General features: G+C 72.9%; 14 protein-coding genes. 8 read left to right on the top strand and 6 right to left on the bottom strand.

The genetic code is table 11. The features are described 5' to 3' along the window. Window positions 1-2: 2 nt before the first annotated feature. A complete protein-coding gene (locus tag IG74_RS54745) occupies window positions 3-4,154 on the bottom strand; it encodes a type I polyketide synthase (RefSeq protein WP_420709938.1) in 4,152 nt (1,383 codons plus the stop codon). Between the two features lie 290 nt (window positions 4,155-4,444). Between IG74_RS54745 and IG74_RS0125085 the strand changes: the two genes are divergently transcribed. Both IG74_RS0125085 and IG74_RS49655 read left to right on the top strand, forming a co-directional pair. After that, window positions 4,445-5,389 (top strand): ABC transporter ATP-binding protein, encoded by a 945-nt coding sequence (locus IG74_RS0125085; RefSeq protein ID WP_199818884.1) that lies wholly within the window; start codon window positions 4,445-4,447, stop codon window positions 5,387-5,389. Continuing rightward, entirely contained in the window at window positions 5,386-6,141 is a 756-nt protein-coding gene (locus tag IG74_RS49655; protein WP_078869019.1) for an ABC transporter permease, read from the top strand. Before IG74_RS0125085 ends, IG74_RS49655 begins: the two co-directional genes overlap by 4 nt. Here the strand turns inward: IG74_RS49655 and IG74_RS0125075 are convergent. Beyond that, on the bottom strand, window positions 6,029-7,657 hold the full coding sequence (locus IG74_RS0125075; RefSeq protein WP_030681582.1) for a flavin monoamine oxidase family protein: 1,629 nt from the start codon (window positions 7,655-7,657) through the stop codon (window positions 6,029-6,031). The two genes, IG74_RS49655 and IG74_RS0125075, sit on opposite strands and share 113 nt — an antisense overlap. 557 nt (window positions 7,658-8,214) lie before the next feature. Here IG74_RS0125075 and IG74_RS48135 point away from each other — a divergent pair. After that, a complete protein-coding gene (locus IG74_RS48135; protein WP_158857753.1) occupies window positions 8,215-8,973 on the top strand; it encodes a hypothetical protein in 759 nt (252 codons plus the stop codon). A 105-nt stretch (window positions 8,974-9,078) separates the two neighbouring features. On the opposite strand, the gene IG74_RS0125065 is transcribed toward IG74_RS48135, so the two are convergent. Next, a complete protein-coding gene (locus IG74_RS0125065) occupies window positions 9,079-11,928 on the bottom strand; it encodes a helix-turn-helix transcriptional regulator (protein WP_030681580.1) in 2,850 nt (949 codons plus the stop codon). A 1,281-nt stretch (window positions 11,929-13,209) separates the two neighbouring features. Here IG74_RS0125065 and IG74_RS0125060 point away from each other — a divergent pair. Then, on the top strand, window positions 13,210-14,523 hold the full coding sequence (locus IG74_RS0125060) for a glycosyltransferase (RefSeq protein ID WP_078869018.1): 1,314 nt from the start codon (window positions 13,210-13,212) through the stop codon (window positions 14,521-14,523). After that, window positions 14,520-15,221: a 4'-phosphopantetheinyl transferase family protein gene (locus tag IG74_RS0125055; protein ID WP_234334447.1), complete on the top strand. Its 702-nt coding sequence runs from the start codon at window positions 14,520-14,522 to the stop codon at window positions 15,219-15,221. Before IG74_RS0125060 ends, IG74_RS0125055 begins: the two co-directional genes overlap by 4 nt. A 229-nt stretch (window positions 15,222-15,450) precedes the next feature. Here IG74_RS0125055 and IG74_RS0125050 read toward each other — a convergent pair whose 3' ends face one another. After that, complete coding sequence (locus IG74_RS0125050; protein WP_030681573.1) at window positions 15,451-16,020, bottom strand: TetR/AcrR family transcriptional regulator; 570 nt, start codon at window positions 16,018-16,020, stop codon at window positions 15,451-15,453. 354 nt (window positions 16,021-16,374) lie between these two features. On the opposite strand from IG74_RS0125050, the gene IG74_RS0125045 reads away from it, so the two are divergent. Then, complete coding sequence (locus tag IG74_RS0125045; RefSeq protein WP_030681572.1) at window positions 16,375-16,971, top strand: dihydrofolate reductase family protein; 597 nt, start codon at window positions 16,375-16,377, stop codon at window positions 16,969-16,971. A 77-nt stretch (window positions 16,972-17,048) separates the two neighbouring features. Here IG74_RS0125045 and IG74_RS0125040 read toward each other — a convergent pair whose 3' ends face one another. After that, a complete protein-coding gene (locus IG74_RS0125040) occupies window positions 17,049-18,932 on the bottom strand; it encodes an ABC transporter ATP-binding protein (protein WP_037826005.1) in 1,884 nt (627 codons plus the stop codon). Window positions 18,933-19,100: 168 nt separating this feature from the next. On the opposite strand from IG74_RS0125040, the gene IG74_RS0125035 reads away from it, so the two are divergent. Beyond that, complete coding sequence (locus tag IG74_RS0125035) at window positions 19,101-21,383, top strand: glycoside hydrolase family 3 N-terminal domain-containing protein (protein ID WP_030681566.1); 2,283 nt, start codon at window positions 19,101-19,103, stop codon at window positions 21,381-21,383. Window positions 21,384-21,418: 35 nt separating this feature from the next. Here the strand turns inward: IG74_RS0125035 and IG74_RS0125030 are convergent, their stop codons facing one another. Then, entirely contained in the window at window positions 21,419-22,291 is an 873-nt protein-coding gene (locus IG74_RS0125030; protein ID WP_030681563.1) for a GNAT family N-acetyltransferase, read from the bottom strand. A 196-nt stretch (window positions 22,292-22,487) separates the two neighbouring features. On the opposite strand from IG74_RS0125030, the gene IG74_RS0125025 reads away from it, so the two are divergent. Next, a complete protein-coding gene (locus tag IG74_RS0125025; RefSeq protein WP_030681560.1) occupies window positions 22,488-23,567 on the top strand; it encodes a medium chain dehydrogenase/reductase family protein in 1,080 nt (359 codons plus the stop codon). Window positions 23,568-23,724 lie beyond the last annotated feature (157 nt).

Raw genomic sequence — 23,724 nt, 5'->3', positions numbered from 1 at the left:
CGTCACGGCGGGACCGGTCGGCGCGCACCGCGGTGTCGGCGAGCCCGGCGCCGTCCCAGGTGCCCCAGGCGACGGAGGTGGCGGGCAGGCCGTCGGCGCGGCGCTGTTCGGCGAGCGCGTCGAGATAGGCGTTGGCCGCCGCGTAGTTGGCCTGGCCCGCGTTGCCGAGGGCGCCGGACGCCGAGGAGTAGAGGACGAACGCGTCCAGGTCGAGGCCGCGGGTGAGGTCGTGCAGGGCGGTCGAGGTGCTCGGCGCCCTCACGGGCCAGCCAGCGCGCCACGTGCCCGCCGAGGGCGCCCGTGCCGCCGGTGACGAGGACGGTGCCGCGCGGGGTCCAGCGGGTGGCGCGGGTGAGGTCGGCGCCGGTGGCCTCGCCCCTGACGAGACGGCGTGCGAAGACGCCGGAGCCGCGCACGGCGAGCTGGTCCTCCTCGCCCCCGTCGCGGGCGGCGGCCAGGATCGCGGCGAGCCGGGTCGCGGCGCGCGCGTCGTGGTCGCGGGGCAGGTCGACGAGGCCGCCCCAGCGGTCGGGGTGTTCGAGGGCGACGACACGGCCGAGGCCCCACAGGTGTGCCTGGAGGGGGTGGTCGAGGCGGTCGCTGCGCCCCGTCGAGACGGCCCCCTGCGTCAGGGCCCACAGCCGGGCCTCGGCTCCGGTGTCGCCGAGGGCCTGCACCAGGGCGAGGGTGCCCGCGACCCCGGCGGGCACGGCGTCGTGACCGGCGACGGCGGACTCGTCGAGGCCGAGCAGCGAGACGACGCCGACGGGCGCCGCCGCAGCGTTCTCCGTCGCCTCGCGCAGCCGCTCCGCCAGGTGTGTACGGGTCGCCTCGCGCGCGTCCAGGGTGAGGACGAGGGGCTCGGCGCCGGCGGCGGCGAGCGCTTCGGTGACCCCGGTCGCCCACCGGTGTGCGCGGGCGCTGTGGGGCAGGACGACGAGCCACGGACCGGACAGTCGGGCGGGCGGCAGGGCGCCGCCCGGCAGCGGCTGCCAGGTGGCGCGGTAGCGCCAGGCGTCGATGGTGGCGCGTTCGCGGCGCTGTCGCCGCCATGCGGAGAGGCCGGGCAGGACCTCGCTGAGCGCGCCCTGCGCCACGTCGCCGAGGGTGGAGGACAGCTCGTCGACGTCCTCGCGCTCGACGGCCTCCCAGAAGCGCGCCTCCGCCTCGTCGGTGGCGGCGAGCGGTGTGCCGGAGTCGGTGCGCTGCTCGGTCAGCCAGTAGTGGTCCAGGAACAGGCCGTGGCCCTCGGCGAGGAGGCCACGGGTGGCGTGCTCGAAGAGAACCGTCTGGCGGAGGTTGCGGTACCAGTAGCCCGCGTCCATGAGGGTGTCGTCGGCGAGCCAGTCCCCGGTGAGGGTGGAGTACAGCGGCACGTCGGGCGTGCGGGGCGCGACCGGGGCGAGGACCCGCTCCAGGTGCTCCTCGATGGCTTCGACGTGCGCGGAGTGCGAGGCGTAGTCGACGGGGATGGTGCGGGCGCGGATGTCGCGGGCCACGCACTGCGCGACCAGTTCCTCCAGGGCGGCCGCGGCACCGGAGACCACGACGTGGGCGGGGCCGTTGACCGCCGCCACGGACAGGTCGTCGTCCCACTGGGTGAGGATCTCGCGCACCTGCCGCTCGGGCAGCGGTACGGAGACCATGCCGCCGCGGCCGGAGAGTTCGACGATGGCCTGGCTGCGCAGGGCCACCACCCAGGCCGCGTCCTCCAGGGAAAGGGCGCCCGCGACGCACGCGGCGGCGATCTCGCCCTGGCTGTGGCCGACCACGGCGGCGGGCTCGACCCCGGCCGCGCGCCACACGGCGGCGAGGGACACCATCACGGCGAACAGGACGGGCTGCACGACGTCGACGCGGTCGAAGTTCCCGCCGTCCAGCTCGTCGAACAGGTCCCAGTCCACGAACGGGCCGAGGGCGTCGGCGCACTCGCGCATGCGCGCGGCGAACACCGGTGATTCGTCGTGGAGTTCGCGAGCCATCCCGGCCCACTGCGAGCCCTGGCCGGGGAAGACGAACACCGGCCGGGCGGCGCCGGGGACGGCACGCCCGGTGACGGCGCCACCGGCCACGAGGTCGCCGTCCGCGAGCCGTTCGAGGCCCGCGAGAAGCTCGTCGCGGTCGCGCCCGAGCACCACGCCGCGGCGCTCGAACCGCGAGCGGGTGACGGCGAGCGACCAGGCCACGTCGAGCGGTTCGAGAGCGGGCCGCGCGAGCAGCCGCTCCCGCAGCCGCGCCGCCTGCGCCCGCAGGGCGTCGTCGGACTTCGCGGACAGGGCCAGCGGCACCCGGCCGGACATGACGGAGGGCGCGGCGGAGCCGTCGGGCCGACCGGCCGCCTCGGACCGACCGACCGCCTCGTGCAGAACGACAGCCTCAGGCAGAACGATCACGTCCGGTTGACCGGACACGCCGGACTGACCTGCGACATCAGGCTCATCGGCCAACTCGGAGACGGGCGGCGCCTGCTCCAGGATCACATGCGCGTTCGTCCCGCTCATGCCGAACGACGAGACGCCCGCGCGCCGCGGCCCGTCCTCGCGCGCGGGCCACTCCCGTGCCTCCGTGAGGAGTTCGACGGCTCCCGCCGACCAGTCGACGTGACTGCTCGGCTCGTCGACGTGCAGGGTCTTCGGCAGCACGCCCCGGTGCATCGCCTGCACCATCTTGATGACTCCGGCGACACCGGCGGCGGCCTGCGTGTGGCCCACGTTGGACTTCAGGGAGCCGAGCCACAGCGGCCGGCCCTCCGGGCGGTCCTTGCCGTACGTGGCGAGGAGGGCCTGGGCCTCGATGGGGTCGCCGAGGGTGGTGCCCGTGCCGTGGGCCTCGACGGCGTCCACGTCGGCGGCGGCGAGGCCCGCGTTGGCGAGGGCGGCGCGGATGACGCGCTGCTGGGAGGGGCCGTTGGGGGCGGTCAGGCCGTTGCTGGCGCCGTCCTGGTTGACGGCGGAACCGCGGACGACGGCAAGGACCTTGTGGCCGTTGCGGCGGGCGTCGGAGAGGCGTTCCAGGACGAGCATGCCGACGCCCTCGCCCCACGCCGTGCCGTCGGCGCCCTGCGCGAACGGCTTGCAGCGGCCGTCGGGCGCCAGACCGCGCTGACGGCTGAAGGCCAGGAAGGAGCCGGGCGACGCCATCACCACGACGCCGCCCGCGAGGGCGAGCGCGCACTCGCCCTGGCGCAGCGCCTGCACGGCCAGGTGCAGGGCGACCAGGGAGGAGGAGCAGGCGGTGTCGACCGTCATGGTCGGGCCCTGGAGGCCGAGGGTGTAGGCGATGCGGCCGGAGGCGACGCTGGCGGCGGTGCCGGTGACGAGGTAGCCCTCCAGGCCGTCACCGGCGTCGCCGAGGCGGGGCCCGTACTCCTGGGTCTCGGCGCCGACGAACACGCCGGTGCCGGAGTCGCGCAGCGAGGCCGGGTCGATGCCCGCCCGCTCCAGGGCCTCCCAGGACGCTTCGAGGAGCAGGCGCTGCTGCGGGTCGGTGGCGAGGGCCTCGCGGGGCGAGAGGCCGAAGAAGTCGGCGTCGAACTCCCCCGCGTCGTGCAGGAAGCCGCCCTCGCGGACGTACGAGGTGCCGGGCCGGTCGGGGTCGGTGTCGTACAGGGCGGCGAGGTCCCAGCCGCGGTCGGCGGGGAAGCCGGAGATGGCGTCCACCTCGTCGGCGACCAGCTGCCAGAGCTCTTCGGGGGTCTCGACGCCGCCGGGCAGGCGGCAGCTCATGGCGACGATGGCGACGGGCTCGTCGTCGGCGCGGCGGGCCGCGGGGACGTACGTGTCGTCGGCGCTGTCGAACAGCTCGGCGCGCAGGTGGCGGGCGAGGGCGTCGGCGGTGGGGTGGTCGAAGACGGCGGTGACGGGCAGCCTGAGGCCGGTGGCGCGCTGGAGGCGGCGGTGCAGCTCCACCGCGGTCAGGGAGTCGAGGCCCAGGTCGAGGAAGGGGCGGGACAGATCGCCGGACGGGCGGTCGCCGTCGGCGCCGCCGAGGACGGCCGCGACCTCCCCGGTGACCACGGCGCGCAGCCGCCGCTCCTGTTCCGCGCGCGAGCGGCCTTCGAGGGCGACGCGCAGGTCTTCCACGTCGGCGGGCGCCTCCGCGTGAGAATGGGCTGCGAATTCCTCGAAGTCGCTCATTGTTCCACTCCGTAGCACCGGCCGTGATGGCTTTCAGAAATTTCTGACTGTACGTCGGGAGATGACCCCGACCGTGTACTCGGGGAAAATTCAGAGAGTGTGCCCCGGAAATCGTACCGCGAATTCCTGACCGCACTTCGGATAAATTTGCCCACAATACCGCTGCACGGTAACAGCGCACAGGTGCCGAACCCACCCCTAACAAACCCCTATCGGGCCGCGGGGCCGGGCAGATACAGGGGTGTTCGGGATTCTCGCCCGGCTCTAGGGTCAGCAGCGTGGAATACGCTGTCCGGGTTGAGAATCTGGTGAAACAGTACGCGGCCAACGCACGCCGCGTGGTCGACGGTCTGAGCTTCGAAGTGCACCGGGGTGAGGTGTTCGGTCTGCTCGGCCCCAACGGCGCGGGGAAGAGCACGACGGTGGGCATGATGACCACCCGGGTGCGGCCGACCTCGGGCGAGGTCGTGATCGACGGCGTGGACGTCGTCGCGCGGCCGAGACAGGCGAAGCGGGTGCTCGCGGTGGTGCCTCAGCGCAACAACCTCGACCGCTCGCTCTCGGTGCGGCAGAACCTGCTGTTCCACGCCACCTACCACGGCATCCCGCGCGCCGAGCGGCGCCGCAGGGCCGATGAGCTCCTGGATCAGATGGGCCTGGCCGACTACCGCAAGTCGAAGGTCGACGACATGTCCGGCGGGCAGGTGCAGCGCGTGATGATCGCGCGGGCCCTCATCCACCGGCCGAGCGTGCTGTTCCTCGACGAGCCCGCGACCGGACTCGACCCGCAGGCCCGCCTGTTCGTGCACGAGCGGGTCGCGGAGCTCGCCGAGCGCGGGGTGACGGTGGTGGTCACCACCCACGACATGGACGAGGCCGCCAAGCTGTGCGACCGCGTCGGCATCGTGGACCGGGGCACCCTGCTCGCCCTCGACACCCCCGAGGGCCTGGGCACGCTGCTGCCCGCGCACTCGACGCTCGCCCTGACGGTGCGGTCGCAAGCGGGGCCGGAGCCGGTGGCGAAGCTGCTCTCGGACCTGCCGGGGGTGCGCCAGGTCGACGAGGTCGACCCGGAGACGCCGCCCGCGGACGCGTGCCGGTTCCGCATCTACACCGACACCGAGCCGGTCGAGGCGCTGCAGCCGGCGCTCACCGCGCTGACCGAACGGGACTACCGGGTCACGGACGTCGGCATCGGAAAGGTCTCCCTGGAAGACGTTTTCCTTCACCTCACCGGAAAGAATCTGCGATGACCGTGACGACTGCGGCAGCTTCGGGGACCGGGGCTTCGCCGGCCAAGCGGCAGCTGCACACCTTCGGCGCCATCATGTGGCGCGATGTTTTCGTCGCCCTGCGCCAGTTCCCCACGTTCATCGGCCAGGCCATCATCCAGCCGTTCTTCACGCTGTTCGTGTTCGGCGTGCTGCTGAGCGACGCGGGCTATGTGGACGGCGACTACAGTTCCGTCCTGCTGCCCGGCGTGCTCGCCCTGAACGGATTCCTCGGCGGCATGCAGAACACGGCACTGCCGCTCGTCGTGGACTTCTCGTACACGCGCGAGATCGAGGACCGGCTCCTTTCACCCATCTCGCTGCGCCTGGTGGCCGTGGAGAAGATCCTCTTCGGGGCGCTGTACGGATTCGTGGCGTCCCTGATGATGACGCCCGTCGGCATGGTGCTCCTCGACCTGTCGTGGCCGCTCAGCCGGACCGTGCCCGCCCTGGGGATCGCCGCGCTGGGCGCGCTCGCCGGGGCGTCGATCGGCCTGTGCCTGGGGACGTCCGTGAACAGCGACAAGGTGGACGTGATGTTCACGCTCGTCCTGATGCCGCTGCTGTTCACGGGCGCCCCGGAGCTTTCGCCCCGGGGCCCCTGCCGTCATGTGTTTCACCTCAGTCGTCGGGCAGGTCGATCGGTGCGAGCGAGGCGAACAGGTCGCCGGGGCCCGGGTTCAGCGGCCGGGTGGCGCCGCCGAGGTGGCGCAGCACGCCCCAGCAGGCGTTGAGCCCGGTCGTCACGGCGCCCTCGGCGAAGCCCGCGGTCCAGGAGACGTCGTCACCGGCGAGGAAGAAGCCGCGCTGGTCCGGGGTGAGGCAGTCCTGCATGAAGTGGGTGAACAGGCGCCGCTGGTAGCGGTAGTGACCAGGCAGGTTGGCCTTGAAGGCGCCCTGGAAGTGGGGGTCGGTCTCCCAGGTCACCGTGCGGGGCGGCGCGATGAGGCGGGAGCGGATGTCGACGTCCGGGTAGATGGGGGCGAGCGCGTCCAGGACGCCGTCGAGGCGCTCCTCCGCGGTCAGCGGGGCCATCTTCAGGGAGTCGTCGTTCCAGGTGTACGACAGGCACATGACGCCGGGGCGGTCGGGGCCCTCGTCGAAGAGGTAGACGCCGCGGGGCATGCGGTCGGTGAGGGTCGTGCTCATCACCTCGCGGCCGGTGAGCGGGTCGCGCTCGCGCCAGAAGGGGCGGTCGACGAGGACGAAGAGCTTGGACGAGCCCATGTAGTGGCTGCGCTCCACGGCGGTCCACACGGGCGTGGGCAGCAGCGCCCGGTCGCAGCGGACGTTCGTGACCAGGGTGCGTTTCTGCGGGGTGAAGACAGCCACCGGGTAGGTGTGGGCGGTGCCGTCGTGCTCGTGGACGGTGATGCCGCGCGGGCCGCGCCGAAGGCGGGCGACGCCGCCGCGGGGCCCGCCGCGGTGCAGCGACTCCAGGGAGGTGCCGGCCGGCCAGTGCGCGAGGTCGTCGGGCGCGTGGGACCACAGGCGGAGCGGCAGTTGCTGGGAGCCGCCGACGACGAGCCGGTGGTCGTCCTCCGCGCCGGTGTAGACGACCCGCAGGATCTCCAGGATGGAGTTGGGGAAGTCGGTGTCCCAGCCGCCCGCGCCGAAGCCGACCTGGCCGAATATCTCGCGGTACTTGAAGGACTGGAACGCGGGTGACCGGGCGATGAAGCCGTAGAAGGACTGGTCGTCCAGGGCGCGTACCAGCGGGTTCCAGATGGCTTTGATGGCGGCGGTGTCGCGGCGGCGGATCGCGTCGTCCATGGCGAACAGCTCGGCGTGCTCCTGGAGTGCCTTGTCCCAGGCCATGCCGACTTCCTGGTAGACGTCGGGGAGTTCGCCCGCGTGCCGGGCGTAGTGCCGGTCGTCGCCGAGGGCCACGACGGTGGAGCCGCTGGCTTCGGTGAGCGGATTGGGGAAGGGCCGGGTGCGAAGGCCGACCAGGTCCATGTAGTGGCGCAGCGCGGTCGCCGACGCGGGGAAGCGCATGGCGCCGAGCTCGGCCACGGTGTCCGGACGGCTCTCGAACGCGGCCGAGCGCATGCGCCCGCCGACCGGTCCCGCCTCGTGGACGACGGGGCGCAGCCCGAGCCGCATCAGCTCGTAGGCGGTGACGAGGCCCGATATCCCCGCCCCGATCACGGCGACGGGCGTGCCGAACTCCGCCGCGGGAATTTCGCCGAGGCCGTGCGGACTCGCCAGCCATTCGTCGTACGCGAAGGGAAAGTCCGGGCCCAGCATCGTTAGGGAATCTGCTGTCCCGAGACGCGAACTACCGTTGAGGGCAACCAACGGATACTCCTCTGACCGTGGTGGAGGCCGGCCCGGCGTACGTTGCAGACGGCCGCGGGGGGAGCCGGGCTGCGGCAGCAGGAGGAAGGTCCGCGATCAGCACGGCCCGTGCCCTGCCCCACGGGGGCCGGTCGGGCCCGCGAATCGCCTCCGATACACGGCACGTCTGACGGTGCCCTTGATTATCTCGGCGCCTTCGGGGGACGGAGAAACCCCTCAACATCCCCTTACGGCACCTAGAGGTGCGTGGCCGGCACACCCGCACCCGCGCTCGGTCACTGTTGCGTTCACGCTCATAGCACCGTAACGCGCGCCCGAACGACGGTTCTCAAGGGGCACGAAATGTTGCACCAGACGCAATGAGTACTTTAGTAGCGCGGCTTCGATCCTGAAGACTGTACGAAAGTCAGGAGCCGCCTTGAAATGATCTATGGTGGCCGCACCACACGCCCGGATCAGTTCCCGCGTGACGAATTGTTCAACAATCACTATCCAGAGGAGGCTTCATGCATCCAGGGCCGGAGAGCCGAAGGTTCGCGGTGCACGACCACCGTCCGGGCGCCGCGCCCGGCGGAGCCCGGCTGGAGCCGATGGCCCTGGAGGTGCGGCCCACGGGCGGCGGCGCGGCGGCGGCGCACGAAGGGGCGCTTGGCCACGACAGCCTCCTGCGGGTCGAGCGCCACGCGTGCCTCGCGGTCGTCTCCGACGACGCATCGGCGGACCGGTTCCTGGACCGGCTGCTCGACGACGACGGTCCGGGCGGGTCCTTCGCCGCCACCGTCGCCGTCCACGGGCGGGACACCCGGACCGACCCCGAGGCCGTGCGGCGGCTCGTCGGGGTCGTCCCTTCGGGCATGCCGTTGCCCGAAGGGGCAGTTCACGATGTCCTCGTGGGCACGGCTCTGCGGCACGGTCTGCCTCCGGAGACGGCCGCGGAGCGCGCGACGGACTTAACTGACGCCCTGGACCTGCGGTCCGTCGAGCGCACGCCCGTCGCCGCGCTCACCCCGGGTCAGCGCTCCCGCACCGCCGTCGGCTGCGCGCTGCTGCACGTGCCGAAGCTGCTCCTGCTGTGCCGTCCCCTGGACGACGTGGACGAGGTGTCGGAGAAGATCCTCCACCGGGTCCTCGGCCGCTACGCGGCGTCGACCGGGACCGTGGTGTTCTCCTCCTCGTCCCCGGAGGTGGCACGGCGCATGACGGACCGTCTGTTCATGTTCTGCGAGGGACAGGTGCGCTGCGGCTGTCTGCCGACCGCCCGCTGACGGAGCCCCGCACCGCCGCCCCAGCGGGGGCGCCGACCGCGGCCGCCACCCCCCACTGGTGGCCACCGGCGGCCGGCACAACGTTGTCAGAACGCCACGGCCGGGTCAGCACGCCGTGTCCGCCAGCAGATCGTGCGGGAGATCCTTGCGGCGGGAGACGTTCAACTTCCGGTAGACCCGCGTCAGATGCTGTTCGACCGTACTGACGGTGATGAACAGCTTGCGCGCTATCTCGCGATTGCTGTGCCCGAAGGACGCCAGGGACGCCACGCGCCGCTCCGCGTCGGTGAGTTCCTCCGCCGGGCAGGCCTCCCCGTCCCGCGCCGGGCGCTCCGCCGCGCCCGCCTCGCCGTCGCCGTACGGCAGCAGCTGTTCGCACAGCGCCTCCGCCCGCGCGTCCCGCGCGATGCGCCACGCCCGCCGCGCCATCATCCGCGCCTGGCCGAGGTCGCCCAGGGCGTGGTGGGAACGGCTCAGCGCCCCCAGGGCCCGCACCAGTTCGAGCCGGTCCTCGCACTTCTCCAGTTCCTCGATCGCCTCGTGCAGCGCGTGGTGGTGCCGTCGCAGGCCCGCCACCTCGGCGAGCACGCGCAGCGTCTGGGCGCGGGTGCGGGACTGGCCGGGGCCGCACTTGGCCAGCTGCTCCCTGACGAGCCGGTCGGCCTCGGCCTCGCCGCCGGTGCGCAGGTGCATCTCCGCGGCCGCGGACCGCCACGGCACGAGCGCCGGCTGGTCGATGCCCCAGCGCATCATCAGCTCGCCGCAGGTCAGGAAGTCGTCGAGGGCCGGACGCACGCGCCCCATGGCGGCGTAGAGCTGACCGCGCGCGTAGCTGAGCTCCAGGCCGTAGCGGGTCTCCGGGAGGCCCTCCGGGATGTGGTGGTCCAGATACGACATGGCCTGCTCGTACTGGCCCATCGCGGTGTGCGCCGAGACCAGGGTGGCGAGGATCGAGCCGATGCCGACGCCCCAGCCCTGGGGCGAGATCCACGACAGGGCGGTGAGCGCGTACCGCACGGCGTCCGGCGCGTTGCCCTGGCGCAGGGCGATGGTCGCCCTGACCGCGGACAGCGGCGCCTGCCAGCCGGGGCCGCCGAGCCTGGTGGCCTCGCGCAGGAGCGCGTCGCACCAGTGCGCGGCCCGGCCGAGCCGGTCGCAGTAGATCAGTACGGACAGGGCGGAGGTGAGCGTCTCCAGGGTGGCGTCGCTCAGCCGGGTGCCCTGCAGGACGGTCTCGGCGAGGTCGGCGGCGTGCGGGTCGACGCCGCGGGACAGGACGGCGTTCAGGGCGGCGCCGACGCGGCCGCGGGGGTCGCAGCCCGGCGTCGTCAGGACGTCCCAGGTTCCTTGCGGGGCGGGCCAGTTGTCGGCGCCGATGCGCTCGCGCAGCGTGGGGTAGGTGGTGCGCACGGAGCCCGACGCCAGGTATCCACTGACGGCGGACGCCCCCTCGTAGGCGACCTGGCCCTTGCGGGCGACCTCGGCGGCCTCGTCGAACCTGCCCTGCCAGAGCAGGCCCGAGATCAGCACGGGCACGGCCTGCTCGGCGAGCCAGCCCTCGTCGAAGGCGGCGCGCAGCGCGCCCAGGTGCGGACCGAGGGTCGAGGGCCGCACCCGCCAGGCGAGGCGGGCCAGTTCGGCGAGGATCTCGCTGCGCCGCTCCCCGCGCGGGCAGGTCTCGTCGGCCAGGTGGAGGCAGGCGATGGCGAGCGAGACGTCCTCGTCGCGCCGGGCGCGGGTGGCCGTCTCCCACAGCACGTCGAGGGACTCGGCGCCCTCGACCTCGCCGGTGGCGACGATGTGCCGGGCCACGACGGGCGGTTCGGCGCCGTGGCGGCGCAGCAGGCCCGCGGCGCGCCGGTGCAGCCCGATGCGGTCCTCGCGCGCCAGGTCGTCCAGGACGGCAGTCCGCGCCAGCGGGTGGCGGAACGCGCCCTCGCCGGTCAGGCCTGCCGCCGCGAGGGTGCGCAGGCAGCGCGCGACGGTCTCGCGGTCGAGGTCGAGCAGGTCGGCGAGCGTGGCGTCGGAGGCGGCGTCGTCGAGGACGGCGAGGCCGCGGGCGACGGCGAGGACGGCGTCCTCGCCCCGGTGCAGGCAGCTGAGCACGGACTGCCGGTAGGCGTCGCCCGCGGGCACGGTCCGCCCGGCGGGCAGGGTGCTGTCGGCGCCCTGCCCGGCGGCCCGGTGGTCGTGGTCGAGCGGTCCGTGGGCGAGCAGGTCGTGGATGAGGGCCCGGACGAGCAGGGGGTTGCCGCCACTGAGCCGGTGGACGTCGGGCGCGAGGCCGTGGGCCGCGGTCCCGTCGAGGTGGGCGCGCAGCAGCTCGGCCGTGCCGGCCTCACCGAGGGTGGTGAGCCGCAGCTGGGTGAGGCGCGGGTGGCGCAGCAGTTCCGCGCTGAACATGGGCCGTTCGGCGTGCGGCCCGGTCCGCAGGCCGAGGACGATCACGACGGGCTTGGCGCGCAGCTCGCGCAGCGCGTACTGCAGGCACTGGAGCGAGGGGATGTCGGCGTACTGGACGTCGTCGATGAGGACGGCCAGCGGCCCGCCCCGGGCCAGGCCGCGCAGGGCCATGGTCAGGGACCGCATCACGTGGGCGCGTACGTGCTCCTCGCGCTCGCTGTCGGGGTCGCGGAGCATGGCGGTGAACTTGGCGTCGTCGAGCAGGCGCGCCACCCGCGCGGTCGCCCCGGCGTCCTGCTCCGCCATCTGGTCGGCGTGGAGGAGCAGTTGACCGAAGACCGCCATGGGCGTCCTGCGCTCGGCTCGTAAACCCGTCGCCTTGAGCACGGTCAGGCCTCGTGCCTCGGCCTCGTCGGCGACGCTGTTCAGCAGCTCGCTCTTGCCGGTGGCCACCGGCCCTCTTATCAACACAACACGGGAAGGCCGCTCCGCGCTGTTCGCCAGTACGTCCTCCAAGAGAGCCCACTCATCGACTCGCTCGACCAGGCTCATAGTGCGGTTTCCTCCCCGTAAGAAATTATCGCAAACTGCACTGGGCGCCTTATTCGCATATCGCACTCATCAAGTTGCCGCAGGAGCCTGGAGCAGGATACCAGGGAGAATTCCAAATATCTCCGCCGGGACTCTTGGGGCACTCAGTCAACAACACAACTATGACTGAAACTTGACGCCGAGGTAGCCCCGAAAGAAGCGTGCCCACCCCCCAAATCCACGATGACTCGCAACGTTCAGCCCTCCCCACTCCGGCCCTGTCTGTGATATAGGCTCCGGCGACCGGTCGCACCCATACGGAACCTTGAACTCCAATTGTGAGAAAGGAGAAAGCTCAACCGGCCATGGCTCCGTGACCCAGCGCCCATCGAGCCACACTGTCCGGAAACATGCCTGACCACAGGCCCTATGAGGGGGTGATCCCGGCAAGCACGGCACACCCGGCCCTACCCCCCGGGGCCTGCCTCCAGAAGCCGCCACTTCTTGATCCACTGCCGCTCCGGCTACCCAAAGCCCCGCGCCCCACACCGATTTGACGGCCTGTCGCGGACCGGCCATCGGCGCCCCTGTCCTGTCAGGTGTTAAGAATGCGTTAGGCAAGCGTCACAGCGGGCACCTCAAAGGAGCCCCTCCGGAACGGAAACCAAAAACAATCCAGCGGCAATCCGACGGCAAAATTCCCTGTGAAAGTTTCCAGGAGCCCCACCGGCCCGGGCGACGTCACCTCCGAGTTACCGGCGGAAGCCCCGCCGCACGGCGGGGAGCACCCGCCGACCGGAGTGCCGTCCGCGTCACATTGTTACGTGCACGTTTCCGGCCGCCGCTCGCTTTGGCCGCGCGAACGGGAGCGGCAACTCGCCCCGGGCGCACGCGAACTCGGCCGAACGCCCCGGCCGCCGTCGCAAAGCATTCTTTGTGCGCTGGGCCACACCGCGGAGCCGCGGCGGGCGGCCCGCTAGGGGACGGATAGGGGTGGAGGGCGGTATCGGCCGCGGATAGCCTCCGGCGGGAGGATCACCGGGCCGACACCGGCACGACAGCGGTGCCGACGGCCGTGCCGACGGCGCCGGCGGTTGTCGGCGACCCCGCCCTCGCCGGGTCCGACGTGTCTCCCCGTGCCACGCCCCCGCGGGCGGTCACCGTGGTCCTCCCGGAAACGCCTGCCGGCCAGGGCACGCCGATGTGACGCGCTCGCGTGGGACGCACGCGCGCAGACCCGTAGAGGACGACGATGGCGACAACGCAGACACCGAGCGCGCTCCGACCCGGGAGCGTGCCCCGATGACCGTGTCCGGCCCTGGCCCCGACTCCGACGCCCACTCCGGCTCCGACGCCGACTCCGGGGAAGCCGCGGCGCCCGAGGGTCTCGGTCACGTCGCTCCGGACGGGGTGCGCACCACCGTCACCGTGATCATCCCGACGTTCAACGAGGCGGAGAACGTCGAGGAGCTGCTCGCCCGGCTCGCCGCCGCCCTGCCCGGCCACCTGGACTGCGAGGCCCTGTTCGTCGACGACAGCACCGACGCCACCCCGGCCGCGATCGAGCGGGCCGCCCTCACCTGCCCGTTCCCGGTGCACGTCATCCACCGCGAGGTGCCGACGGGCGGTCTGAGCGGGGCCGTGGTGGAGGGCATGAAGGCCGCGGCGTCGGAGTGGCTCGTCGTCATGGACGCCGACCTCCAGCACCCGCCGTCGCTGCTGCCCGAGCTGGTGGAGACGGGGCGCCGCACGGGCGCCGAACTCGTCGTCGCCAGCCGGTACGCGGGCGGCGGCAGCCACGCCGGGCTCTCCGGCCGCTACCGCGTCGCGGTCTCGCGCGCCTCGACCCTGGTGACCAAGTCCCTCTTCCCCTCGGCGCTGCGCGGCATCAGCGACCCGATGAGCGGGTTCTTCGCGATCCGCCGCGACACCGTGCACGCCCAGGCCGACATCCTCAAGCCGCTGGGCTACAAGATCCTCCTTGAGCTGGCCATCCGCTGCCGCCCGCGCACGGTCGCCGAGGTGCCGTTCTCCTTCCAGGAGCGCTACGCGGGCGAGTCGAAGTCGACCGTGCGCGAGGGCCTGCGCTTCCTGAACCACCTCGTGTCCCTGCGCACCGCGACGCCCGTGGCCCGCATCGTCGCGTTCGGCGTCATCGGCCTGTCCGGCTTCCTGCCCAACCTCATCGGCCTCGCCGCGCTCACCGGCGCGGGCCTGCACTACCTGCCCGCAGAGATCGTGGCCAACCAGTTCGGCGTGCTGTGGAACTTCGTCCTCATCGACCTGCTGCTCTTCCGCGGCAGACGCGAACACCGGCACTGGGCCGACCGCCTCGGCCGGTTCGCGCTGCTCGCCAACGCCGACCTGCTGCTGCGCATCCCCCTCATCGCGCTGCTCGTCGACGGTGCGGACATGACGGTCCTGCCCGCCACCGCGCTCGCCCTCCTGACGACGTTCGTCGTCCGCTTCGTCGCCACCGAACTGCTCGTCTACCTGCCCGCACGCGGCCAGACCAAGCACGCGGACACCGCGCCCGCCCAGGAGGCCGGGACGAACCGCACAGACCGCGAAGACCGGCAAGACCGGCAGGACCGGGAGAAGGAAGGCACGCCGTGAGCACCGGCACGCGCCAGGCGCCGCCGTCCCTGCTGGCGCGGCTCGTTCCCGAGGACGTCGTCTGCCGCGAATCCAGGCTCGATCCGGAGGGCGTCGTGCTGCACCCCGACGAGGAGGCCCTGATCGCGCGGTCGGTCGAGGCGCGGCGCCGCGAGTTCACCACGGGCCGGTACTGCGCGCACCGCGCCCTGGAGGACCTGGGGCGGCCCGCCGCGGCCGTCCTGCCCGACGTCAAGGGAAGTCCGCGCTGGCCCGATGCCGTCGTCGGCAGCATCACGCACTGTGCGGGCTACCGTGCCGCGGCCGTCGCCCTGACCTCGCGCGTCCGCTCGGTCGGCATCGACGCGACGCCCGCGGAGCCGCTGCCGGAGGGGGTCCTGGAGGCCGTCGCCCTGCCCGTGGAGCAGCGGCGCGTACGTGCGGATCTGGAGCGGTGGCCCGAAGTGCGCTGGGACCGCGCCCTGTTCAGCGCCAAGGAGAGCATCTACAAGACCTGGTATCCGCTCACGCGCAGGCCGCTGGGGTTCGAGGAGGCCGACGTCGTCTTCCACCGGTCCGCGGACCCGGCCTCGGGCGGGTTCACCGCGCGGATCCTGCCGCCCGTACGGGAGCCGGGCTTTCCCCAGGAGCTCACGGGCCGCTGGCTGACGCACGACGGCCTGGTCCTCACCGCGATCACGTTGCGCCCCGGGGCCTGACCGGCGGCGGGGCGGCACACCGGCCCGGAGCGGCGCATCCCTCCATGGGGGAAATGAAAGGAGTCGCCGCTCCGGGACCGGCCCTGTCCGAAGAGCCCTGCGGCACGGCTTGCGGCTCTTCCGCGCTCCACAGTAGGGCGGCCTTCGGGCCCTCAGTACCCCTAACCGCCCCTTACCAGGGCTCCCACCAGGGCCCGTCCCGCGCTGTCTCGGGCGTCCACGTCCGGGCTCAGCGCAGCAGCCGCCGCGGCAGTTCCTCGATGAGCTTGTCGATCGAGAACGGCGTGAGCAGCTCGGGCACCGTCAGGTCGTCGACGATCAGGCCGAGCATGGCGAGGTAGAGCAGCACGACGCCGGTGCGGTCGCCGGGCAGGCCCGCGTCCAGGTGGAAGCTGATGTTGCCCTCCAGCTGCTCGGCCATGAACCGGCTCAGCTCGGCGTGCAGTTCCGGGCGGCGGGTGGCCTCCAGGCGCATTTCGAGCAGGGCCAGATGGCTGCTGCGGTCGGCCCGCATCCGCTCGACGAGCTGCCCGAGGAGCGTGCTCACCAGCTCCATGGACGGGGCCTCGCGCATCGTGTCGGCGAGCGCGTCCTCCGCGGGCATCAGCCGCTCCTGGACGCGCTGCATCGCCTGGGCGAGCAGCTCGGCGCGGTTGGCGAAGTAGTTGCTCGCGGTGCCCTTGGGGACCTCCGCCTCCGTGTCGAGCGCGCGCAGCGTGAGTCCGCGGGAGCCCTCGCGCGCGAGCACCTCGATCGCGGCGTCCAGCAGGGCGGTACGGCGGGCGGGGTTCTGCCTCATGACGTCTTCTCGATTCCCTTGACACCACTGCAAGTGAAGTACTACGTTCTAACCACTGCGAACAGAGTACATCACCCGATGTGCTCTGGACGCTCCGTGCGCGGCCCGTCCCGGGCCGTCCACAGCCCGTCGGGGTCGTGGTCAGCGACCCGCAGAAGGAGTCCAGATGCGAGCCAGGACCCACGTCCGTAACCAGACCCAGTTCCGCGCCGGTCGGCACCGCCGTCCCTTCCCGCAGCCCGCCAAGCCGCACTCGATGCCGCGCCCACGGCCTCTCCCGAAGCCCGGCAGCCGCAGCTGAACCGCCGCCGCCCCCGCACCGCCACCACCGCCTTTCTCACTCCTGGAGCCCGTATGCGCAAGCTGACCTACTTCATCGCCATGTCCCTCGACGGCCGCATCGCCGGGCCCGACGGCTCCGACCCCACCGGCCCTGACGGCTTCTGGCCGGTGGCCGAGGACTACGTACGCCTGCTCGCCGGGAAGTACCCCGAGACGCTCCCCGTCCAGGCGCGGTCCGCGCTCGGCATCACCGCCGAAGGCACCCACTTCGACACGGTGCTCGAAGGCCGCCACACGTATCAGATCGGCCTGGACGCCGGGTTCGCCGACTGCTACCCGCACCTGCGGCACCTCGTGTTCAGCCGGACCCTCACCGAGAGCCCCGACCCGGCCGTCGAGCTGGTCGCCACCGACCCGGCCGCCAAGGTCCGCGAGCTCAAGCGCGAGCCCGGCAAGGACCTGTGGCTCGTGGGCGGCGGCGAGCTCGCGGGCGCCCTGTACGCCGAGATCGACCGCCTCGTCATCAAGCTCGCCCCCCTCACTGTGGGCACGGGCATCCCCCTGTTCGGCGAGAAGACCCCCTTCGACCCCACGCTCTGGCAGCGCACCGAGGTGGACGCCCTGGACAGCGGGACCGTGTTCCTGACGTACGAGAAGAAGACCGCGTAGCCCTTCCACGCCCCGATACCCCGCGGACCCGCCCCCGAGAAAGGGGCGGGTCCGCGGGGTATGAGCGTGAACGGCTGTCAGGCGGCCACCTCCATGTCGTCCCCCGAGAGGAACTGCGTCCGGTACAGCTCCGCGTACCGTCCGTCCGCCACGAGGAGTTCCTCGTGCGTTCCCCGCTCCACGATCCGCCCGTCCTCGACCACGAGGATCTGGTCGGCCGAGCGCACGGTCGACAGGCGGTGGGCGATGACCACGGCGGTGCGCCCGGACAGGGCCTCGGCGAGGGCCTCCTGGACGGCCGCCTCGGAGGTGTTGTCCAGGTGCGCGGTCGCCTCGTCGAGGATGACGACCCGCTGCCGGGCCAGCAACAGGCGCGCGATGGTCATGCGCTGCCGCTCGCCGCCCGAGAGCCGGTAGCCGCGCTCGCCCACGACGGTGTCGAGCCCGTCCGGCAGCGACCGTACGAGGTCGTCGAGGCGGGCCCTGCGCAGCACCTCCCACAGGTCGTCCTCGGCGGCGCCGGGCCGGGCGAGCAGCAGGTTCGCGCGGACCGACTCGTGGAAAAGGTGGCCGTCCTGGGTGACCATGCCGATGGTGTCGCGCAGGGAGTCGGCGGACAGGTCGCGCACGTCCACGCCCCCGACGCGCACGGTCCCGGCGTCGGCGTCGTACAGGCGCGGCAGGAGCTGCGCGATCGTCGACTTGCCCGCGCCGGACGAGCCGACGAGCGCGACGGTCTGTCCGGGCTCGGCGCGGAAGGACAGGCCGTGCAGGACCTCGGCGCCGCCGCGGCCGTCGAGGGACGCGACCTCCTCGAGGGAGGCGAGGGAGACCTTGTCGGCCGCGGGGTAGCCGAAGCGGACGTCGTCGAACTCGACGGCGACGGGGCCGTCGGGCACCCGGCCCGCGTCCGGCTTCTCGGCGATGAGCGGCTCCAGGTCGAGTACTTCGAAGACCCGCTCGAAGCTCACCAGGGCGCTCATCACCTCGACGCGGGCGCCGGCGAGGGCCGTCAGCGGCGCGTACAGGCGGGTCAGGAGCAGCGCGAGGGAGACGACGGCGCCCGCCTCCAGGGAGCCTTCGAGCGCGAAGTACCCGCCGAGGCCGTAGACGAGGGCGAGCGCGAGGGCCGACACCAGGGTGAGGGCGGTGATGAAGGCCGACTGGGCCATGGCCGTGCGCACCCCGATGTCCCGCACCCGGCTCGCCCGCTCGGCGAACTCGGCGGACTCGTCGGCGGGCCGCCCGAAGAGCTTGATGAGGGTCGCGCCGGGCGCGGAGAAGCGCTCGGTCATCCGGGTGCCCATGGCGGCGTTGTGGTGGGCGGCCTCCCGCTGGAGCCGCGCCATGCGGGTGCCCATGCGCCGCGCGGGCAGCACGAACACCGGCAGCAGGACGAGGGCGAGCAGCGTGATCTGCCAGGAGAGGGCGAGCATCACGCCGAGGGTCAGCAGGAGCGTGACGACGTTGGCGACGACACCCGAAAGAGTGTTGCTGAAGGCGCGTTGTGCGCCGATCACGTCGTTGTTGAGGCGGCTGACGAGGGCCCCGGTGCGGGTGCGCGTGAAGAACGCGACCGGCATGCGCTGCACGTGGTCGAAGACGGCCGTGCGCAGATCGAGGATGAGGCCTTCGCCGAGCGTCGCCGACAGCCAGCGGCTGAGGATGCCGAGGGCCGCCTCGGCGACCGCGATGACGGCGATGAGCAGGGCGTAGCGGACGACGAGCGAGGACTCGGCGCCGGAGACGATGGCGTCCACGACGTGTCCGGCGAGGATCGGCGTGGCCACGGCGAGCACCGCGGTGACGACGCTCAGCAGCACGAACTGTGTGATGCGGCGGCGGTGCGGGCGGGCGAAGGCGGCGATGCGGCGCAGCGTCGCGCGGGCGAAGGGGCGGCGTTCCTGCTGGGCGTTCATGACGCTGTACATCTGCGTCCACGCCGTGGTTTCCATGCTCATGCGAGAAACCGTAAGACCTCAACCAATCTTGAGGTCAAGCGTGGAAGCGAAGCACTCGACTGCCTCTGCCGCCTCGCTTGACCCCCCTGTACCCGCCCCGTACTTTCGCTTCAATTCTTGTGGCCACTCCCCCGCTTGCCCGCCACTGTGACGTGAGAAGGCGAACACATGCGAGAGCTACGCAGGCGCACGCTGCTGTCCGGTCTGTCGGCGGTGGGGGGCGCGGCCGTCGCGGGCGGCGCCGTCGGCACCGGGGTCGCCGGGGCCGCGCCCCGGCCCGCCCGCCCCGGCCCCGAGGTCCAGGAGCTGCTCGACCGCATGACGGTCGAGGAGAAGCTGGGCCAGCTCCAGCAGCTCGCCTGGGCCTGGGACACCGGTCCGGGCGGCGGCGCGAAGAACGCAGCAGAAGCAGCGGACGCGGCGCGGGCGGGCCGCCTCGGGTCCGTGCTCTCCACCTTCGGCGCGCAGAGCACCAACGCGCTGCAGCGCATCGCCGTCGAGGAGTCCCGGCTCGGCATCCCGCTGCTCTTCGGGCTCGACGTGATCCACGGCTTCTGGACGACGTTCCCGATCCCGCTGGCGCAGGCGGCGAGCTTCGACCCCGGGGTGACGCGCACCGACGCCGAGGTCTCCGCGCGGGAGGCCCGCTCGAACGGCGTGCACTGGACGTTCTCGCCGATGATGGACGTCACGCACGAGCCGCGCTGGGGCCGCGTCGCCGAGAGCTGCGGCGAAGACCCGTATCTGACGGCCGAGTTCGCCTCCGCCAAGGTCGAGGGCTACCAGGGCGGGGACGTCCGGGCGAAGGACCGCGTCGCCGCCTGCGCCAAGCACTTCGTCGCGTACGGCGGCGCCGAGGGCGGCCGCGACTACAACACGGTGGACGTGTCCGAGTCCCGGCTGCGCAATCTGTACCTGCCGCCGTTCAAGGCCGCCCTGGCGGCGGGCGTGGCCACCGTCATGGCCTCCTTCAACACCATCAGCGGCGTCCCGGCGCACGCCAACGCCCACACCCTCACGGACGTCCTCAGGAAGGAGTGGGGCTTCGACGGCTTCGTCGTCAGCGACTGGGCCGGCGTGCAGGAGCTGATCGCGCACGGCTTCGCCGAGGACGGGGCGGCGGCGGCCCGGCTCGCGCTCACCGCGGGCGTCGACATGGAGATGGTCAGCACCCACTTCCGCGAGCACGGCGAGCGGCTGCTGCGCGAGGGCAGGATCAGCGAGCGGCGCCTCGACGACGCGGTGGCGCGGATCCTCGGCCTGAAATACGCCCTCGGCCTGTTCGACGATCCCTACGTCGACGAGGCCGAGGGCGCGGCCGTCGACGGGCCGACCCCCGCGACGCGGCAGGCCGCGCGCTCGACGGCCGCCCGCTGCCTGGTGCTCCTGAAGAACGAGGCGGCCACGCTGCCCTTGAAGAAGTCCGTCGCGTCCCTCGCCGTGGTCGGCCCGTTCGCCGACTCCGACGATCTGCTCGGCACCTGGGCGGTCCCGGCCGCGGCGGCGAAGTACCCGTCGGTGAAGGTCCTCGACGCCGTCCGGCGGGCGGCGCCGGGCGCGGAGGTGACGTACGCCCTCGGGGTCGGCGCCGCGGGCGAGGACACCGGCGGCATCCCGGCGGCGGTCGCGGCCGCGCGCGGGGCCGACGTGACGGTCGTCGTCGTGGGCGAGCCGCCCGCCCTGAGCGGCGAGGCCGCGGCGCGCGCCGACCTCGGTCTGCCCGGCGCGCAGGAGAAGCTGATCGAGGCCGTCGCGGCGACCGGCAAGCCGTTCGTGGTGGTGCTCGTGAACGGCCGCCCGCTGACCGTCGGCGGCTGGCTGGAGCGCGCGCCCGCCGTCCTGGAGGCCTGGCACCCGGGCCTCGAGGCCGGGAACGCCATCGCCGACGTGCTGTTCGGCACGGTCAACCCGGGCGGCAAGCTGCCGGTCTCGTTCCCGCGCGCGGTCGGGCAGATCCCCGTCCACTACAACCACGAGTCGACGGGCCGGCCGTACGCCGCCGACAACAAGTACACGTCCACGTACCTGGACCTGCCGCCGGACCCGCAGTTCGCGTTCGGCCACGGGCTGAGCTACACGACCTTCGAGATCGGCGAGCCGCGGCTCGGCCGCACCGGCGTCCCGGCCCGCGCGCTGCGCGCGGGCGACGCGGTGGAGGTGTCCGTCACCGTCACCAACACCGGCGCGCGCGAGGGCGACGAGGTGGTGCAGCTGTACGTCCACGACCTCGCGGCGAGCATCACCCAGCCGGTGCGCAGGCTGCGCGGCTTCCGCCGGGTGACGCTCGCCGCGGGCGCGTCACGGACCGTGCGCTTCCGGCTCGGCGCCGACGACCTGGGCTTCTGGACGAACGACCCGCGCGGTGAATTCCTCGTCGAGGAGGGCGCGTTCGACGTGTACGTGGGCAACAGCTCCGCGACGACGAGCAAGCGGCGGCTCACGGTGACCTGACCGGCGGCGCGGCTCCCCGCGCCGGGCGCTCCGGCTCAGCCCAGTTCGAGCGTGGTGACGCCGAACACCCGGTCCTGCGCGAAGGCGCGCACCGGCCCGGTGTACATGCGCGCCGTCGCGAACGTCGGCTCCATGCCCCGGGCCGCCACGAGCGCGACGGCGGCCGCGTTCGACTCGGGCACGTCGATCGCGACGCCCGCCCCGTCCAGGCCGGCGGTCAGCGCGTCCAGGAGCGCGTCGGCGTCCGCGCGGGTGTCGGCGAACAGCGGTCCGACCCGGGCGCCGTCCCGCGCGGGCCGCAGCACCCCGTACCCGGTGACGCGGCCGTCGACGACGCTCGCGAACGCGCGGTGCCCGGGCGTGCTCAGCCAGGCGGCGAGGAACCGCGGCCGGTCCGCGGGGTAGCAGGCGCTGTCGTACGCGAGGAGGGCCTCGTGCCCGACCTCGGCGGCGGGGCGCACGTGCGCGGGCACCGGTCCCGATGGCGCCGCCGGGCCGACGTAGCGCATGGTGTCGTGGCGGTGCTCGAAGCCCGAGCGGCGGTAGTTGTCCTGCTGCGCCGGTACGCCGTCCAGGCCCACCGTGCGGTCCCCCGCGTGGGCGAGCGCGGCGCGCCAGGTGGCGATGCCGTGGCCCCGGCCGCGGGCGTCGGGGCGGACGAGGTAGAAGCCGAGGAACGCGTACGACGCGCCGTAGTTGACGACGGAGATCGCCGAGACCGGCTCGCCGTCGACGCGGCCGATGAGGAATCCCTCCGGGTCCTGGGCGAAGAAGGACTCGGCGTCCCGCAGCCCCGGGTTCCAGCCCTCGTCCGCCGCCCAGCCGGTGACGACGCGCCAGTCGTCGGGCGTGGCGGTGGCGAGCGCGAGCCGGCCGGGGGTGAGCGGGCCGGGGGCCGGGTTCTCCATCGCCGCACCTTCGCCTTCCTGAGTACGGGTCGCACGCGGTTCGCGTACGCGCAGCCCTCCCATTCTGCCCCGCGGGGGCCGTCGCGGATCAGCCCGGCGGGCATCGGCTCCTTGACGGCTTCAGTGATAGAGATGCATGCTTGCGTTATAGCTTCTAACTTCAGCGAGAAGCTCACTCCCTTGAAAGAGGACACCCATGGTCAAGACCGCCGCCCCCATCGCCACGGCCACCGAGGTCGTCCTGCCCGGGATCGTCGAGCCCGATGGGCTCACCGTGCGCCACCGGGCCGCCCCGGCCCCCGGCCCCGGGCAGGCGCTGCTCGCCATGGAGGCCACCGGCGTCTCCTTCGCCGAGCAGCAGATGCGGCGCGGCAAGTACTTCGACCAGCCGCCGTTCCCCTTCGTGCCGGGCTACGACCTGGTGGGGCGCGTGGTGGCCACCGGGCCCGGCGTCGACCCCGCCCTCACCGGCGGCCGCTTCGCCGCCCTCACCAAGACCGGCGGCTGGGCGAGCCACGTCGCGGTGGCCGCCGCGGACCTCGTCCCCGTACCGGATTCGGTCGCGTCCGCCGACGCCGAGACGCTCGTGGTGAACGGCGTCACCGCCTGGCAGATGCTGCACCGCACCGCGAAGGTCAGGGCGGGCGACACCGTCGTGGTGCTCGGCGCGAACGGCGGCGTCGGCTCCACGCTCGCGCAGCTCGCCCGGATCGCGGGCGTCCGCGTCATCGGCACCGCGTCGCGCCGCCACCACGACGCGCTGCGCGGGCTCGGCGTCACGCCCGTCGACTACCGCGACCCCGAGCTGTACGCGCGCCTTCGCGGGCTCGCGCCGGACGGAGTGCGGGCGGTCTTCGACCACGTGGGCGGCGAGCGGATCGTGGAGTCGTTCCGGCTGCTCGCGCCCGGCGGCACCCTCGTGTCGTACGGGACGGCGTCCACCCGTGACGTGGCCGGGTCGTCCAAGGCCCCGGTACTCAAGCTGTTCGCGCGCCTCGCGCTGTGGCAGGCGCTGCCGAACTCCCGGCACGCGCGCTTCTACAACATCTGGGCCGGGCGACGCCGCGCCGACGCCTTCCGCGCGCGGCTGCGCACGGACCTGGCGCAGGTCTTCGCACTGCTCGCCGACGGCGGCCTGACCGCCCAGGTCGCCGCGCGGATCCCGCTGTCCCGGGCCTCCGAAGCCCTGCGGCTCGCCGAGTCGGGCACGGTCACGGGCAAGGTCGTCCTGGTCCCGGACGCGTCCGCGCCGCACGGCGGCCCCTGCGACAACTGACCGTCGCACGAGCGCACTTCGGGCCCCGTTCACCGTCATTCCAGGCCGATTTCACCCCATCCCGCGCAGATTGTGCCCATAGCACCCCGCCGGGGCCGCTCCCCCGGGAGGGTGGTCCCAGCACCCAAAGGGACCACGGACACCTGGGAGGGCAATG

Origin of the sequence: Streptomyces sp. NRRL B-1347 (assembly GCF_000720325.1) — a bacterium.
In the GTDB taxonomy this organism is placed as follows: Bacteria; Actinomycetota; Actinomycetes; order Streptomycetales; family Streptomycetaceae; genus Streptomyces.
The sequence above is the reverse complement of the archived record's forward strand: the minus strand, read 5'-3'. Positions and strand labels throughout refer to the sequence as shown.

Excerpts from the sequence above, each read along its gene's own strand:
- IG74_RS0125050 (WP_030681573.1), bottom strand. The coding sequence starts at position 16,020 with ATGAGGCAGAACCCCGCCCGCCGTACCGCCCTGCTGGACGCCGCGATC.
- IG74_RS0125060 (WP_078869018.1), top strand. The coding sequence starts at position 13,210 with ATGACCGTGTCCGGCCCTGGCCCCGACTCCGACGCCCACTCCGGCTCC.
- IG74_RS49655 (WP_078869019.1), top strand. The coding sequence starts at position 5,386 with ATGACCGTGACGACTGCGGCAGCTTCGGGGACCGGGGCTTCGCCGGCC.
- IG74_RS0125035 (WP_030681566.1), top strand. The coding sequence starts at position 19,101 with ATGCGAGAGCTACGCAGGCGCACGCTGCTGTCCGGTCTGTCGGCGGTG.
- IG74_RS0125075 (WP_030681582.1), bottom strand. The coding sequence starts at position 7,657 with ATGCTGGGCCCGGACTTTCCCTTCGCGTACGACGAATGGCTGGCGAGT.
- IG74_RS0125040 (WP_037826005.1), bottom strand. The coding sequence starts at position 18,932 with ATGAGCATGGAAACCACGGCGTGGACGCAGATGTACAGCGTCATGAAC.
- IG74_RS0125030 (WP_030681563.1), bottom strand. The coding sequence starts at position 22,291 with ATGGAGAACCCGGCCCCCGGCCCGCTCACCCCCGGCCGGCTCGCGCTC.
- IG74_RS0125065 (WP_030681580.1), bottom strand. The coding sequence starts at position 11,928 with ATGAGCCTGGTCGAGCGAGTCGATGAGTGGGCTCTCTTGGAGGACGTA.
- IG74_RS0125025 (WP_030681560.1), top strand. The coding sequence starts at position 22,488 with ATGGTCAAGACCGCCGCCCCCATCGCCACGGCCACCGAGGTCGTCCTG.
- IG74_RS48135 (WP_158857753.1), top strand. The coding sequence starts at position 8,215 with ATGCATCCAGGGCCGGAGAGCCGAAGGTTCGCGGTGCACGACCACCGT.
- IG74_RS0125045 (WP_030681572.1), top strand. The coding sequence starts at position 16,375 with ATGCGCAAGCTGACCTACTTCATCGCCATGTCCCTCGACGGCCGCATC.